This is a genomic window from Sphingosinicella xenopeptidilytica, from assembly GCF_042676985.1.
Classification (GTDB): domain Bacteria; phylum Pseudomonadota; class Alphaproteobacteria; order Sphingomonadales; family Sphingomonadaceae; genus Sphingosinicella; species Sphingosinicella xenopeptidilytica.
In genome coordinates, this window is the sequence record NZ_JBHTIK010000001.1 from 350,362 (window position 1) to 365,541 (window position 15,180).

The 15,180-nt window shown below is 65.7% G+C and carries 13 protein-coding genes; 3 read left to right on the forward strand and 10 right to left on the reverse strand.

Translation table 11 applies throughout. The features are described 5' to 3' along the window. Nucleotide 1 precedes the first annotated feature (1 nt). From paaD to paaI, 6 genes are all read right to left on the reverse strand, one after another. Entirely contained in the window at nucleotides 2-469 is a 468-nt protein-coding gene (paaD, locus tag ACFQ00_RS01835; protein WP_381485333.1) for a 1,2-phenylacetyl-CoA epoxidase subunit PaaD, read from the reverse strand. Next, nucleotides 466-1,218, reverse strand: coding sequence for a 1,2-phenylacetyl-CoA epoxidase subunit PaaC (gene paaC, locus ACFQ00_RS01840; RefSeq protein WP_381485335.1), 753 nt, complete (start codon nucleotides 1,216-1,218; stop codon nucleotides 466-468). The genes paaD and paaC overlap by 4 nt, the downstream gene beginning before the upstream one ends. Further along, nucleotides 1,218-1,502, reverse strand: a complete 285-nt coding sequence (gene paaB / locus ACFQ00_RS01845) for a 1,2-phenylacetyl-CoA epoxidase subunit PaaB (RefSeq protein ID WP_381485338.1) — start codon at nucleotides 1,500-1,502, stop codon at nucleotides 1,218-1,220. The genes paaC and paaB overlap by 1 nt, the downstream gene beginning before the upstream one ends. Nucleotides 1,503-1,516: 14 nt before the next feature. Continuing rightward, a complete protein-coding gene (gene paaA, locus ACFQ00_RS01850) occupies nucleotides 1,517-2,503 on the reverse strand; it encodes a 1,2-phenylacetyl-CoA epoxidase subunit PaaA (protein WP_381485341.1) in 987 nt (328 codons plus the stop codon). 154 nt (nucleotides 2,504-2,657) lie between these two features. After that, nucleotides 2,658-3,860 carry a 3-oxoadipyl-CoA thiolase gene (gene pcaF, locus ACFQ00_RS01855; protein WP_381485344.1) on the reverse strand — a complete coding sequence of 401 codons (1,203 nt, stop codon included), beginning with the start codon at nucleotides 3,858-3,860 and terminating at the stop codon, nucleotides 2,658-2,660. Beyond that, nucleotides 3,857-4,324, reverse strand: coding sequence for a hydroxyphenylacetyl-CoA thioesterase PaaI (paaI, locus tag ACFQ00_RS01860; protein ID WP_381485347.1), 468 nt, complete (start codon nucleotides 4,322-4,324; stop codon nucleotides 3,857-3,859). Before paaI ends, pcaF begins: the two co-directional genes overlap by 4 nt. Before the next feature lie 90 nt (nucleotides 4,325-4,414). Between paaI and paaG the strand changes: the two genes are divergently transcribed. Both paaG and paaZ read left to right on the forward strand, forming a co-directional pair. Next, nucleotides 4,415-5,203 carry a 2-(1,2-epoxy-1,2-dihydrophenyl)acetyl-CoA isomerase PaaG gene (gene paaG, locus ACFQ00_RS01865; RefSeq protein WP_381485350.1) on the forward strand — a complete coding sequence of 263 codons (789 nt, stop codon included), beginning with the start codon at nucleotides 4,415-4,417 and terminating at the stop codon, nucleotides 5,201-5,203. 38 nt (nucleotides 5,204-5,241) lie between these two features. Then, nucleotides 5,242-7,254: a phenylacetic acid degradation bifunctional protein PaaZ gene (paaZ, locus tag ACFQ00_RS01870; protein WP_381485353.1), complete on the forward strand. Its 2,013-nt coding sequence runs from the start codon at nucleotides 5,242-5,244 to the stop codon at nucleotides 7,252-7,254. On the opposite strand, the gene ACFQ00_RS01875 is transcribed toward paaZ, so the two are convergent. Both ACFQ00_RS01875 and ACFQ00_RS01880 read right to left on the reverse strand, forming a co-directional pair. Further along, entirely contained in the window at nucleotides 7,251-7,982 is a 732-nt protein-coding gene (locus ACFQ00_RS01875) for a helix-turn-helix transcriptional regulator (protein ID WP_381485355.1), read from the reverse strand. The two genes, paaZ and ACFQ00_RS01875, sit on opposite strands and share 4 nt — an antisense overlap. A 19-nt stretch (nucleotides 7,983-8,001) precedes the next feature. Then, nucleotides 8,002-9,096, reverse strand: a complete 1,095-nt coding sequence (locus tag ACFQ00_RS01880) for a helix-turn-helix transcriptional regulator (protein WP_381485359.1) — start codon at nucleotides 9,094-9,096, stop codon at nucleotides 8,002-8,004. 275 nt (nucleotides 9,097-9,371) lie between these two features. On the opposite strand from ACFQ00_RS01880, the gene ACFQ00_RS01885 reads away from it, so the two are divergent. Next, on the forward strand, nucleotides 9,372-11,573 hold the full coding sequence (locus ACFQ00_RS01885; RefSeq protein WP_381485362.1) for a TonB-dependent receptor: 2,202 nt from the start codon (nucleotides 9,372-9,374) through the stop codon (nucleotides 11,571-11,573). A 65-nt stretch (nucleotides 11,574-11,638) separates the two neighbouring features. On the opposite strand, the gene ACFQ00_RS01890 is transcribed toward ACFQ00_RS01885, so the two are convergent. Beyond that, complete coding sequence (locus tag ACFQ00_RS01890) at nucleotides 11,639-14,005, reverse strand: TonB-dependent receptor (RefSeq protein WP_381485365.1); 2,367 nt, start codon at nucleotides 14,003-14,005, stop codon at nucleotides 11,639-11,641. Between the two features lie 34 nt (nucleotides 14,006-14,039). Continuing rightward, on the reverse strand, nucleotides 14,040-15,179 hold the full coding sequence (locus ACFQ00_RS01895) for a thiolase family protein (protein ID WP_381485368.1): 1,140 nt from the start codon (nucleotides 15,177-15,179) through the stop codon (nucleotides 14,040-14,042). Nucleotide 15,180: the final 1 nt, after the last annotated feature.

Here is a 15,180-nt window from a genome sequence, read left to right on the forward strand (position 1 = left end):
CTCAATGGCATTTGAAACGATCGAAGGGTTCGCGGCAGCTGTCACACTGCCAGAGCGCCTTGCAGGGGGTGGAACCGAACCGACTGATCTCGTGCGTGTGATTTGAACCGCAGCGGGGGCAGGTGGCTGGGTGACTGTTGAGGGCGGTGCTGGCGGGAGGTGGATCGATCCCGTAGGCGCGCAGTTTCTCGCGGCCGTCCGGCGTGATCCACGCCGTCGTCCACGGCGGCGAGAGGCGGGTCTCGATCGCGACATCCGCCATCCCCGCCGCATCCAGCGCCTCGCGGACCGCGAGCTGGATGTAGGCGGTCGCCGGGCAGCCCGTGTACGTCGGCGTGATCAGCACGCGCGCCGGCTCGGCATCGGTGAGCACATCGCGCACGATGCCGAGATCGACGAGCGATACCGCCGGAATCTCGGGATCGGGCACGGAGGCAAGCACGGCCATGATGGCGCGTGCGTCGTTCACCAGACGGCTTCCGGATAGGTGCGCGGAATATGCTGCATCACCGCGAGCATATGCCCGAGATGTTCGGAATGATGGCCCTTGCGCCCGCCGAGAATGGCGCGCGGGAGCTTCATTTCGGGAAGGCCCGCTTCAGCGAGGACGGCCGCGACGCGCGCTTCGAACACCGGACGCAGCGAAGCGGGATCGACCGCGATGCCATCGGCGACGAGCGCTTCCACGACCGCATCGACCTGGAAAAGCTCATCGACAAAGCGCCAGTGCCAGTCGAGGCCATCGGCCATGCGCGCCCGGCTTTCCTCCGTGCCGTCGCCAAGGCGGATCACCCATTCGGCGGAGAGGTCGGCGTGGTATGCAACCTCTTTCACCGCTTTTGCGGCGATTTCCGCAAGGCGCTGATCCTTCGAGGCGGCAAGACCATCGAACAGGGACTTCTGCCATGTCGAGAACAGGAACTGCCGCGCGATGGTGCGTCCGAAGTCGCCGTTCGGCTGCTCGACCATCAGGCAGTTGGTCCATGCCAGCACGTCGCGGTGGAAGGCGAGGCGGTCCGCATCGCGGCCCTTGCCCTCGACTTCGCCGGCATAGCCGAGGAAGAGCTGCGCCTGCCCGACGAGATCGAGCGCGACGTTGGCGAGCGAAAGATCGACCTCGATGGTCGGCGCATGGCCGCACCATTCGGAAAGCCGCTGCCCGAGCACGAGGCTGTCGTCCCCAAGACGCAGCGCGTATGTGAAGAGCGCGTTTTCCATCACATGTGCTTCACGGCATCGGGGAGTTCGTAGAAGGTCGGATGACGATAGATCTTCGTCTCCGCCGGCTCGAACATCGGGCCCGCCTGCTCGGGATCGGACGCCGCGATGTCGGACGAGCGCACCACCCACAGGCTGACGCCTTCCTGACGGCGCGTGTAGGTATCCCGCGCATGGCGCAGCGCGATCGTCGCGTCAGGCGCGTGCACCGAGCCAGCGTGACGATGCGAAAGTCCGCCGCGCGCGCGCACGAACACTTCCCAGAGGGGCCAATCGGTCTTCATGTCTCGTCTTTCCTTCAGGCTGCGGCTTTGAGGCGACGGCGGGCTTCGTAGGCGTCTGCGGCCTCACGCACCCATGCACCGTCGTCCCACGCCTTGCGGCGGGCTTCCATGCGTTCCTTCGCGGTCGGGCCTTCGCCGCGCACGACGGCGTAGAACTCTTCCCAGTCCAGCGCGCCGTAATCGTAGTGGCCGCGTTCCTCGTTCCACTTGAGGTCGGCGTCCGGCACCTTCATGCCGAGCAGCAGCACCTGCGGCACGGTGGCGTCGATGAACTTCTGACGAAGCTCGTCGTTCGTCTCGCGCTTGATGCGCCAGCGGATCGACTGCGCGGAGTTCGGCGAATTGTCGTCGGAGGGGCCGAACATCATGATCGCGGGCCACCACCAGCGATCGATCGCGTCCTGCACCATCGCCTTCTGCTCGTCGGTGCCGTTCGCCATCACGATCAGCGCATCGTAGCCCTGACGCTGGTGGAAGCTTTCTTCCTTGCAGACGCGGACCATGGCGCGCGCATAGGGGCCATAAGAGGTGCGCTGCAGCGGCACCTGGTTCATGATCGCCGCGCCGTCCACCAGCCAGCCGATGGCGCCGATGTCGGCCCAGGTCAGCGTCGGGTAGTTGAAGATCGTGGAGTATTTCGCCTTGCCGCTGTGCAGCGCGTCGATCATCTCCTCGCGCGAAGAGCCCAGCGTCTCGGCGGCGGAATAGAGGTAGAGGCCGTGGCCGCCCTCGTCCTGCACCTTCGCGAGCAGGATCGCCTTGCGCTTCAGCGACGGCGCGCGCGTGATCCAGTTGCCTTCGGGCAACATGCCGACGATCTCGCTGTGCGCGTGCTGCGAAATCTGGCGGATCAGCGTGCGGCGATACGCCTCCGGCATCCAGTCCTTGGGTTCGATGAACGCATCGGCGGCGACCCGCGCCTCGAATGCGTCGACAAGCTCCTGCGGGTCCCGCGAGGGGGCCTGCTGCGGATCAACCTTCTGAAGTTCAGTGGTGTACACGGGGTCGCTCCTTCCTCCACATGAGTCGTATAATAAATCGACCGACCGGTCAATTATTATTTGGGCGGGATACTCAGGGTGTTTTGGTTGCCCCTTTCCCCATCCCTCTCCCCATTGCTCTTCACGCCGGGGGGAGAGGGAGAACAAACCTAAACTAAACGCGTTCGATGAGGAGCGCGATGCCCTGGCCGACGCCGATGCACATCGTGGCAAGACCGTAGCGGCCGCCGCGCTTCTGAAGCTCGATCGCCGCAGTCATCGCGAGCCGCGCGCCCGACATGCCGAGGGGGTGGCCGAGCGCGATGGCGCCGCCGTTCGGGTTCACGTGCTCTGCGTTGTCGGGAAGCCCGAGCTGGCGCAGCACGGCAAGGCCCTGCGCGGCGAAGGCTTCGTTGAGCTCGACGACGTCGATGTCGCCGATCGAAACGCCGGTACGCGCGAGCAGCTTCTTCGTGGCGGGCGCGGGGCCGATGCCCATGATGCGGGACGGCACGCCCGCAACAGCACCGCCGACGATGCGCGCGATGGGTTTCAGGCCGTGTTTCGCGGCGGCCGCTTCGCTGGCGATCAGCAGCGCCGCGGCGCCGTCGTTGACACCGCTCGCATTGCCCGCAGTGACAGTACCGTCGGGGCGCACGATCGGGCGCAGCTTCGCCAGCGTCTCGATCGTCGTCTCGCGCGGATGCTCGTCGCGGTCGACCACGATGGGATCGCCCTTCTTGCGCGCGATCGTGACCGGAACGATCTCTTCGGCGAAGCGGCCGCTCGCCTGCGCGGCGGAAGCGCGGCGCTGGCTTTCAACCGCGAACCGGTCCTGGTCCTCGCGCGAGATGCCGAAGTCGTCGGCAACGTTCTCCGCCGTCTCCGGCATCGAATCGACGCCGAAGCCTGCCTTCATCGCCGGGTTCACGAAGCGCCAGCCGATCGTGGTGTCGTAAACGGCATTGCTGCGCGAAAAGGCGCTGTCCGCCTTCGGCATCACGAACGGTGCGCGTGTCATGCTTTCAACGCCGCCCGCGACGATGAAATCGGCGTCTCCGCTGCGAATCGCGCGTGCAGCCATCGCCACCGCGTCGAGGCCGGAGCCGCACAGGCGGTTCAATGTCGTGCCCGGTGCCGTCTCGCCGAGTCCGCCGAGCAATGCGGCCATGCGCGCGACGTTGCGGTTGTCTTCGCCCGCCTGATTCGCGCAGCCCATGATTACGTCGTCGAGCGCGCTCCAGTCGATACCGGGGTTGCGCGCCGCGAGCGCCCTCAGCGGCACCGCCGCGAGATCGTCCGGTCGGACTTCCGCGAGCGATCCGCCGTAGCGTCCGATGGCCGTGCGCGCGGCGTCGCAGATGAAAGCGTCGGTCATTCCTGTTCCTCTTCGATCACGGGGCCGCCGATGGTGCGGCTCAGCCCCTGGAATTCAGCGATGATGCGGCCGTCTTCGCCGAAGACGCTGACGGCATAAACCCCTGTGCGGCCCTTCACGGCGCGCTCCCGCGCCTCGGCGACGAGTCGCTCGCCCGCGCGGCCGGCATCGATGAAGCTGATGCTGGCGTGCTGCGCAACCGTCTGCACGTTGCGCGAATTGCAGGCATAGGCAAAGGCCGTATCGGCGAGCAGGAAGACCATGCCGCCGTGGGCCATGCCGAAGCCGTTGAGTGTGGCCGGCGACAGCCGCATGGCGACGCGGGCAAAGCCTTCCCCGGCGGCTTCGATCTCCAGCCCAAGCGCGGGTGTGGTGCCTTCTTTCGAGGCCATTGCGCGCGCGATGCGGAGCGCCTTATCGTCTGGCGCGGCGCTCTTCGGAGTCGGTGGTGTGGAATCGGTCATGGTGACGCAGATACCTGACGATTTCGCGCTTGCCAATAATTGTTCGACCGTTCATTCTATCATTAACGATTCAGGATGGGGAGGCTTTGCGTGTCTTTCGAGACGATCATGTTCGACATCAGCGAGGGCGTTGCGACGCTGACGCTGAACCGCCCCGATCGCCTGAACAGCTTTACGGTGAAGATGCACGGCGAGGTCGCCGAGGCACTTGATCGGACCGAGAAGGAGGGCGCACGCGCGCTGCTGCTGACGGGTGCGGGCCGCGGCTTCTGCGCGGGGCAGGATCTTTCCGACCGTGCCGTGGCGCCCGGAGAAAGCGCCGTCGATCTCGGCGATTCGGTCGAGCGTTTCTACAATCCGCTGATCCGCCGCCTGAACACGATCGCCATGCCGGTGATCTGTGCCGTGAACGGCGTTGCCGCAGGCGCGGGCGCCAACATCGCGCTCGCCTGCGATATCGTGCTCGCCGCCAGAAGCGCGAAGTTCATCCAGTCGTTCGCCGCCATCGGCCTCATCCCCGACAGCGGCGGGACGTGGGTTTTGCCGCGCCTTGTCGGGCAGGCGCGCGCGCTCGGCCTTGCCATCACTGGTGAGCCACTGTCGGCAGAGCGCGCCGAGGAATGGGGCCTGATCTGGAAGTGCATCGACGACGAGGCGCTTGCGGGGGAAGCCCGTGCGCTCGCCGTTCGCCTCGCCGCCGGACCGACGCAGGGCCTTGCCGCCACGCGAACAGCCATTCGCGGCGCATGGGCGAATACGCTCGACGAGGAGCTTGATAACGAGCGCGACCTGATGCGCCGTCTCGGCTTCTCCGCCGACTACAAGGAAGGCGTCGCCGCCTTCATGGAAAAGCGCAAACCCAAGTTTACCGGCGCCTGAGCCGATTTCCCCAAGCCGATTTTCGGAGCCATTCCCGCATGACCAAGATTCTCGAAAACTACGCCGAAGGCCGCTGGGTGAAGAGCGCCGGCGGGCTTTCGCCCATCCATTCCGCGCTCTCCGGCGATGTCGTTGCCGAAACGGGCAGTGACGGCCTCGATTTCGGCGGCATGGCGGACTTCGCCCGGAAAAAAGGCGGCAAGGCGCTGCGCGCGATGACCTTCCACGAGCGCGCGCTGATGCTGAAGGCGCTCGGCCAGGCGATCATGGAGCGCAAGGAAGAGCTCTACGACCTGTCGTGGGATACGGGCGCGACGCGCACCGATAGCTGGATCGACATCGAAGGCGGCGCAGGCACGCTCTTCTCCTACGCCTCCAAGGGTCGCCGCGAGCTGCCGAACGACCGCATCCTCCTTGACGGCGACACAGAGGTGCTGGCGCGCGACGGCAGCTTCATCGGCCAGCACGTCTACACCTCGATGCAGGGGCTTGCGCTTCACATCAACGCGTTCAACTTCCCCGTGTGGGGGATGCTCGAAAAGCTGGGGCCGACGCTGCTCGCGGGCGTTCCCGCGATCGTGAAGCCCGCGTCCGCCACGGCATACGTTGCCGAGGCCGCGTTCCGCATCATGATCGAAAGCGGCGTGCTTCCCGAAGGCGCGCTGCAGTTCATCGCCGGGATGCCGGGCGACCTGTTCGATCATCTGACGGGGCAGGATTCGGTGGCGTTCACCGGTTCGGCGAACACCGCTGCGAAGCTGCAGCAGATCCCGGTGATCGCGCGCGAAGCGGTGCGCTTCACGGCGGAGCGCGATTCGCTCAATGCTTCGATTCTCGCGCCGGATGCCGCGCCGGGCACGCCCGAGTTCGACCTGTTCGTGAAGGAGGTCGCGCGCGAGATGACGGTGAAGGCGGGGCAGAAGTGCACCGCGATCCGCCGCGCGCTGGTGCCTGCGAACCTCATCGATGCCGTGCAGGAAGCGCTCTCCGCCCGCCTCGCGAAGGCCGTCGTCGGCGACCCGCGAAACGAAGGCGTTACCATGGGCGCGCTCGTCAGCCGTGCGCAGCTCGCGGACGTGCGCGCGAAGATCGCCGAGCTTTCGGCGGTCGCGCCGGTCGTCTACGGCGACCCGAACGGGGCGGATGACGGGAAGGGCGCATTCTTTGCGCCGGTGCTGATGCGCACCGACGATCCGTGGAAGGCGGAAGCGATCCACGAGGTGGAGGCGTTCGGCCCGGTCGCGACGCTGATGCCCTATGCCGATCTTGCCGATGCGGCCGCGCTCGCCAACCACGGCAAGGGGTCGCTCGCCATTTCGGTGTTCACGCACGACGGCGCCACGGCGCGCGAACTCGTGCTCGAATCGGGCGCGTTCCATGGCCGCATGGCGTTCCTCAATCGCGACTCAGCAAAGACCTCGACGGGCCATGGCTCGCCGCTTCCCGTCCTCGTCCACGGCGGCCCCGGCCGCGCGGGCGGCGGCGAGGAGATGGGCGGTATCCGCGGCGTGAAGCACTATATGCAGCGCACCGCGCTGCAGGGCGATCCGGGGCTGCTCTCGAAGGCGCTCGGCGAATATCTGCCCGGCGCGCCGATGGATGAAGGCACCGTCCACCCGTTCCGTCTGCGCCTCGGCGAGCTGGAACCGGGCTATACGCTGAAGACAGGCTCGCGCACGATCACGCTCGATGACATCGAGCATTTCGCGGACTTCACCGGCGACAATTTCTACGCGCACATGGATGAGGAGGCTGCGAAGGCGAGCCCGATCTTCGGCGGGCGCGTGGCGCACGGCTACCTGATCCTGTCGTTCGCGGCGGGCCTCTTCGTCGATGCGCCTCCGGGGCCGGTGCTCGCGAACTACGGCCTCGAGCACCTGCGCTTCGTGAAGCCGATGAAGCCGGGCGATTCGATGAAGGTGTCGCTCACCGTCCGGTCGAAGTCGCAGCGTTCGGCCGAGATGGGCGAGGTGCGCTGGGCCGTACGCGTCACCAACCAGGACGACGAGCTCTGCGCGACCTACGACCTGCTGACGATGAACGCGGTCTAATCGAGGATCGAGGGCAGGAAATCCGCCGCGCCTGAGAACCCCAGCCGCTGATAGGCGCGCTGGCGGTAGGTGAGGACGCTGCTCGGCCGGATGTCGAGCGCGTCCGCCGTGCGCTCGGCGGTCCAGCCCGCGATGGTGCGCGCGGCGACCTGCCGCTCGCGCAGGGTGAGGGCCGGAAAGGCGCGGGCGATGCGCGTTTCCAGCCGTTCGACGAGGTTGGATTCAGATGCGGGAACAGCCTGCCGGGCAAGTGCGGTGAGGCCGACGTTGGCGAGCGCTGCGAGCGCGGCGGTGCCTTCGCTGTCGCGGCGGCGATAGAAGCTGAGCACGATCGCGCGCCCCGCGCCCCGCCAGCCGAAGCAGAGCTTGTCGGCGAAGCGGGGCTGCTCGAAGCAGATCGCGCGGTAATCGCGCAGGCCGATCTCGGCCGCGCGGACGCAGGCGATGAAGCCGCGACCTGCTGCCGTGCGCTGGCGCGCGTGGACCACGGGATCGTGATGGTAGAAGCGCTCTGCATAGTGGCGCGCGCGCCGGTCGTGGTCGCCGCGCTCGCTGATCGAGGAGAGCGCGACCGGGCGCTGCCCGTCGCGGACGTGATAGGCGAAGATCTCGTCGACACCCGCTACACTCCGCGCGGCGTCGAGCATCAGTGTTCCGAACACGGGCGTGCCCACCGCTTCGACGAGCGCGGCGCCGATATCGGGATCGAGGAGCGGAAGTTCGGCCATCGCCGAAACGCTACCGCAGCTACTGGATGTGCAGCAAGCGCGAGACGAGCTGCGTCCGGCTGCTGACGCCCACCTTGCGGTAGATCGAGCGGAGATGGTTCTCGCCGGTGCGCAGCGAGATGCCGAGTTCGTGGCTGAGCGAGGCGTTGCACTTGCCCGACGCGATCTGGCGCGCGATCTCCGTTTCGCGTTCGGTGAGACCGAAGCGGCGGCAGGCGTCGCCGATCGCGTGGCGCGGACCACCGCCGCTCGTCACGACGAGATGAAAATTGCGGCCGTCGGCGGTTTCGAACTTGCGTACCTCGACGTCGAACGCACGTGCCCCGCTCGCCTTGAAGCTGAATGATGCGCCCGGCGCACGATCGGCGGCCAGAAGTCGCGCCTTGATGTCGCCGAGCACGGATGAGCCGCCCTGCGCACCGCCGGTAAGACCCAGATCCTCCATGCCCTTCGCGTTGCCGTTCCGCACCACGAGATCCTCGTCGAGGATCAGGAAACCCATTTCGGTTCCGGCCTCGCGGGCGGCAATGGCGATGGTTTCGGAGAGTGCCAGCGCCTCCTTGCAGGCGAGCGCGTAAAGCACTGAACGGATCGCCGGCACCAGACGCTGGAACCACGAAAGCTGCTCGGGTAGGAACGCGATATCACCGTGGCGACGATGAAAGCCCACGCAGGCGAGCTGTGTTTCGAGGCCCGTTCGCATCGGCATGGCGACGGCGACGACGTGGCCGATGTCATAGGGGCGCAGGAACGTATCGCGATACTGGGGGTCTTCCTCCAGATCGCGCTCGAACGAACCCGTCAGCAGGCTCGGTGCCGGGCCGCGCTCGTCGTCCAGCCAGTCCATCACCGGACGGATCACGGGATCAAGCGCATAAAGCCCGTCCACATACACATCTACCGACGTGGGTTTGCTGCCCACATAGCTGCGCGCGCCGAAATGCCGGTCTCCATAGGGCGAAGAAAAGATCTGCATGAAAACGCCGCTCCGCGCGCCGAGCGCATCGACCATCGGTTCGAGCAATGTTTCACCGACCGCGTCAGCGGTCTCGCAGGACAGAATCTTCTCGAAGAGTTCCGCCGAGGGATCTCCCCCGAAATTCGCGCTGGGCACCTCCGCCTCCCCTCATCTATCGGCCAGGCGCTCTTTAAGGCGCGTGTGCATAGATCGACCGATCGTACAATTAATCTACTGCCCCTGCAGTACGCATTCAATCAGAAAACAGGCTGCAGGGAAAGTGCCGGATATTCGCGGCTTTCGTGCCACACCCCCCATGAGTGTTTCCCGTTATAGGCAGGGGTGCCGCAAGCGGGGCATGAAGCGTGCCGAGAAGCAAGATGCCGGCCGCCATGGGGCGCGACCGGCTTTTCGGGGGAGGTACCAGAATCATGAAACGGACCAGCGGCTTCAACACGGGCGCCGGTGTTCTCGCGCTTGCGATCGCGCTTTCCGCAGGCAGCGCCGCGGCGCAGGATGCCGCAACCAGCAGCAACGACACGATCGAGGAAATCGTCGTCACTGCGACTCGCCGCGCTGCGAACGTGCAGGATATCGGCATCGCCGTTACGGCGCACGGCGGTGATCGCCTGCTCGAGCTTGGCCTGCGCGACACGACCGATCTTGCCGCGATGACGCCGGGTCTGCAGTTCGTTTCGCCGGGCGGCCCGCCGGTTGCCGGTCTCATCTCGATCCGCGGCGTTTCGCAGAACGATTTCGCTGGCCACATCGAACCGGCGAACGCCTTCTACATCGATGAAGTCTATCAGCCTTCGAGCGGCACCAGCGTGCAGCAGCTGTTCGACGTCGGCCGCGTCGAGGTTCTGAAGGGACCGCAGGGCACGCTCTTCGGCCGCAACGCGACGGGCGGTCTCGTCCACATCATCACCGCCCAGCCGGGCGATGAACTCGACGGGTACGTGGATGTCACCTACGGCAGCTATGACCAGCTCCGCTTCGAGGGTGCCGTCGGCGGACCGATCGCGGAAGGCGTCTCTGCGCGCCTGTCGTTCATGAAAGACAAGCACGACGGCTATGTGAAGAACGCGATCGGTCCCGATCTTCTCGCCGACGATACGCTCGCCGGGCGCTTCCAATTGCGGCTTGAACCAAACGAAGCCCTGACGATCAACCTGTTCGCGGACTGGTACAAGACGCGCCCCGTCACGAGCGGCGGCGCGATGATCACCGGCGCGACTCAGGACGCTGACGGTCTCGGCGTCGCACTGCCGAAGGGATCGCCCACCGGCTTCGGTTATGCGGATGCGGACGGCGACCCCTATACGGGCGCCTTCAACTACGCGGGCCGCTTTGCGCGCGAGACGTGGACCATCGGCGGCAAGATCAACTACGATCTCGGCGGCGGCTATTCGCTCGCAACCGTCACCAGCTATCAGAAGCTCGACAGCAGCTACGCGGCCGACAACGATTTCTCGCCGGTCGACATTGGCGTGTTCGAACAGGATGCGAAAGCAAAGCACTTCACGCAGGAAATCCGCCTGATCGAGGATGATGGCGCGTTCCGCTGGACCGCGGGTCTCTATTACCTCAACATCAACGGCGACTATTTCCAGGGCTTCAATCTCTCCGGCTTCGGCACCTATCCGCGCGCGGATTACCGGGTCGACACCAAGTCCTACTCGGGCTTCGTGCAGGCGGAATACGATCTCACCGATCAGCTCAAGCTGTCGGCGGGCATCCGCGTGACGCGCGACGAGAAGGATTATTACTACTCCGAAGTCTGCGAAGGTCCGCTCTGCCCGCTGCTGATCGCACCGGGCACGCTCGCGGCGAACGGTGTCACCACCGACAAGCACGGCGAAACCGGCGTTTCCGGCCGTCTCGCGCTCGATTGGAAGCCGAACGACGCGACGCTGCTCTATGCGAGCATCAACCGCGGCTACAAGGCGTTCAACTACAACGCAGGGTTCGTGGGGCAGGCGCCGCTCTCCGGCTTCCGCTTCAAGGGCGAAGACCTGATGGCGTATGAAATCGGCGGCAAGTTCGAATTCCTCGACCGCCGTGTGCGCTTCAACGCCGCGACCTTCTACTACGATTATTCGGACTATCAGGCGTTCGATCAGCGCGGCTTCAACTTCACGCTGTTCAACACCGATGCCGAAATCTACGGCGCGGACTTCGAACTGTCGCTGCATCCGGGCATGGGCTTCCGCTTCGATGCGGGCCTCGCTCTCCTGCACACGAACGTTCAGGATATTCCGATCGGCACGCGTCTCGTCGATCGCAAGGCGCCGCAGTCGCCGGGTCACACGATCAACCTCGCCGCGACGAAGGATTTCGATCTCGGCTTCGGCGAGCTGAGCACGACGTTCAACGCCGTCTACACCGCGGATTTCTATTCGCAGCTGACCAACGCGTCGGTCACGAAGGTTCCGGGTGGCTGGCTCGCCAACGCGCGCGTGTCGCTGAAGACGATGGAGGACAAGCTCGAGCTTTCGGTGTTCGCGAACAACGTGTTCGACAAGGCCCGCAAGATCTTCTCGTTCGACGTCTCGGCCCCGCCGCTCGGCGGTGCTTACGACACCTACACGCAGCCGCGCTGGTTCGGTGCACAGGTGCGGTACAACTTCTAGACATAAAAACGGCCGGAGGCAGGGCGCTGCCTCCGGCCGATACCGACAATCCCAAAAAAGGATCGTCAGAAACGCGCGGTGAGTTGCAGCCCCCATTCGCGGGGACGTCCGACCACCATGTTCTGCACACCGAAGGCCGGCACGAATTCGGCGGCGGTGAAATAGTCTTCCTTCGTCAGGTTCTTGCCGAAAACGGCAACCTCGAACGCCTCGCTCGATGATGTCCACGCGAGGCGCGCATCGACAAGCGTATAGGCCGGCTGCACGATCGAGAGCGAATTCGCCGGATCGTGATACGTCTTGCTGCGGTGGCTGAGATCGCCGCGCACCGTGAGCCCGCCCATCGTTCCCGGCAGATCGAAACGATACTGCGCGCCAAGCGCAAGCGTCCATGCGGGCGCCTTCGGCAGCGTGTTGGTGATTGGATAGCCCGTACCCGCCGCGAGCGACTGATACTCGTTGTGCAAGTAGCCGATGCTCGCGTTGAGATCGAGGCCGGGAAGCGGCGCGGCAAGAATTTCCGCCTCGAACCCGTAGAGATCGACGCTGCCTGCGTTGTCGACCGTCAGAATGAGGCCGCCCGTTGTCGGCGAGACGCTGTTGGCTTGGAGCTGCAGATCCTTGTACTGGCTGTAGAAGCCCGCGAGGTTGAAGGTCATCAGCCCATCGAGCAGCCGCGATTTGAGGCCCGCCTCATACGCGGTCAGCTTCTCGGGGTCGTAGGACTTGAATTCCTCGGGCGTCAGCGGACGTGGGTTCCAGCCGCCGCTCTTGAAGCCCTTCGACCACGATGCATAGAGCAGCAGGTCGTCGCTCGCGCGGTAATCGATGCCGATCTTCGGCGCGAAGTTCTTCCACGTGCGCTCGTCGTGCGTCGGCGGTGTCGCGATACGCCCCGAATTCGGATAGATCGAATCGATGAAGTAGCGCTTGCGTTCCCAGCTGTAGCGCCCGCCGACGGTGAGCGTGAGCGCAGAGACGATCTCGTAGCTCGCCTGACCGAAGATCGCCCAGTTGTTGGTCGTGAGCGCCGTCTGCGGCCGCACGTCGAGATCGAGCAGCGCGTTGAACGGATTGCCCGCGCCGCCCGCGCACGGAAGCCCGGCGACCGGCGGCGGGCAGGGCACGCCCGCGACGAGCGGGATCAGCGCATCGGGGAGCAGTTCGAGCGCATCGTAGAGCCCCGAGGCGAGAAGCGTCTGGTTCACGTCGTGCGCGCGTTCGCGGAAATAATAACCGCCGACCAGCCAGTTGAGCCTTTTGTCCTCGGTCGCGCCGCTCAGCTGCAATTCCTGGCTGAACTGGTTCTCGCTCTGCACCTCGTCGGTGTGGATGATCGGGAACGGCGACTGGTCCATGTCGACCTGGATTTCCGCATCCATCTCGCGATAGCCGGTGATCGACTTCACCGTGAGCGCCGGGCTCGCCTCCCACGCGATGGTGAGGTTCGTGCCCCACACGTCGGCCTTGTCGCGCGTCGGGCCTGTGCCGTTGCTGACGCGCCGGTCGGAGGAGACCCAGCGATCGTCGAACAGCGCGCCCGCGGGCAGCCCGTCGCGCGCGGCGACGAGCGGCGCGGCGATGGCGTTGTAGAGATCATAGAGACCGCCGGGGAACGAGAACGTGTCCGAAAGCCGCTGCGGCGATCCGTTCTGGCGGATGCGCGAGGCGTCGAACGACAGGTCGACCGTCCAGTCCTCGGACGGATTCCACGCGATCGCGAAGCGGCCGGCGTCGACATTGATGTCGCCAAGGTCGGTGCCGTCCGGGCGGATCACGTAGCCGTCCTGATTTTTGCTGGCGGCGGCGATCTTGATCGCGAGCACATCGGGGATCAGCGGCACCGAGATGCGGCCTTCCACATCGATGCGGTCGCGCGCGCCGACCGTGGTGCGGATCTGCCCGGAAAGTTCGTTGCCGGGACGCGAGGAGATGATGTTGATCGCACCGCCGATCGTGTTCTTGCCGTAGAGCGTGCCCTGCGGACCGCGCAGCACCTCGATGCGCTCGATGTCGGAAAGGTCCATCATCGCGCCGATCGAGCGGGCGATATAGACACCATCGACGTAGACGCCGACGCCGGGATCGGTCGGGAAGATGAAGTCGTTCTGGCCGACGCCGCGGATGAAAATTGCGGCGTTGGTGCTGCCGCCGTCACCCTTGCCCGAATTGATTTCGACGTTCGGCACATAGGCGGCGACATTGCCGATGTTGGTGACATCGCGCGCGTTCATCTGCGCCGCGCCGAAGGCGGAGACGGAGAGCGGCGTATCCTGCAGGCTCTGCTCGCGCTTCTGCGCGGTGATGATGATCTCGGCGATGCCGGTCTCATCGGTGTCCTGTGCGACGGCGGGCAGGGCAACGAAGCCTGCCGCGAACGCCGAAATGGAAATGCCGGTCCTTATGGCACCGGCAACAGACCTTCGAACCATGATGCAATCCTCCCTTTTTCTGGTGTTGCCTGCTTCACCGCGAAAGAACCGCCACGGTGCAGGATTTCGTGTCGCCGGCGAGGTCGCCGCCCATGCACTGGGCGAGGCCGACCTTCGCGCCTTCCACCTGGCGCACACCGGCGGTGCCGCGCAGATGTGCGGCGATTTCGGCGATCTGGGCGACGCCCGTTGCCGCGACCGGGTGGCCGCGGCTGATGAGGCCACCCGAAACATTGACGGGAATGCGGCCGCCGAGCGACGTCGCGCCGCTCGCGGCGAGCGGCCCGCCTTCGCCCGGCGCACACAGGCCGAGCGCTTCGCAGTGCAAGATCTCGGCGATCGAGAAAGCGTCGTGGCACTCGACGAGATCGAGATCCTCGGGCCCGATCCCGGCGCGCGCATAAGCGGCGGCGGCGGTTTCGCTGTCAGTATCCCATCGCGCGAGATCGGCGGGGTTCTCGTAGCCGCCGCTCGAAAGGACGACGCTGTCGATGCGCACGCCCGCGCCGAGTTCGCGCGCGAGGCGATCGGAGCCGATGACGATCGCGGAAGCGCCGTCCGCGATCGGGCAGCATTCGGAGCGGGTCAGCGGGTCGGCAACTGACGGACCGGCGAGCACGTCGGCAATCGTTTCGGCGCGCTGGAACAGCGCGTTCGGATTGAGCGCGCCGTGGCGGCGGCTTTTCTCGACGACCGCGGCCATCTGTTCACGCGTGGTGCCGAATTCGTGCATGTGCCGCTGCGCGCGCAGCGCGAAGCTCGCGGGCGTGACGAGACCAAGCAGCGTGTCGATCTCGGTGCGCCCGGAATTGATGAGGCCGAGCGAGGGCACGCACATGCGCTCGACGCCGAGCACGAGTGCGGCTTCCATCTGCCCGGCGCTCACCGCGTTCCACGCGAGCCACAGCGCGCTCGATCCGGATGTGCAGGCGTTCTCGACATTCACGATCGGAAGGCGGCGCAGGCCGACGTCACGCAGCAGCGTCTGGCCGATCGTCGTGTCGCCGAACAGCATCCCGCCAAGCGCATTCGCCACGAACGCGCCTTCGATGCGCGTGGGCGCAAGGCCGGCATCGGAAAGTGCGAGGCGCGCGGCTTCGACACCCAGTGAAACGATCGTTCGTTCTACTTTTTGCGTAAAGCGTGTCGTGCCGACGCCGAGGATCGCGACCATG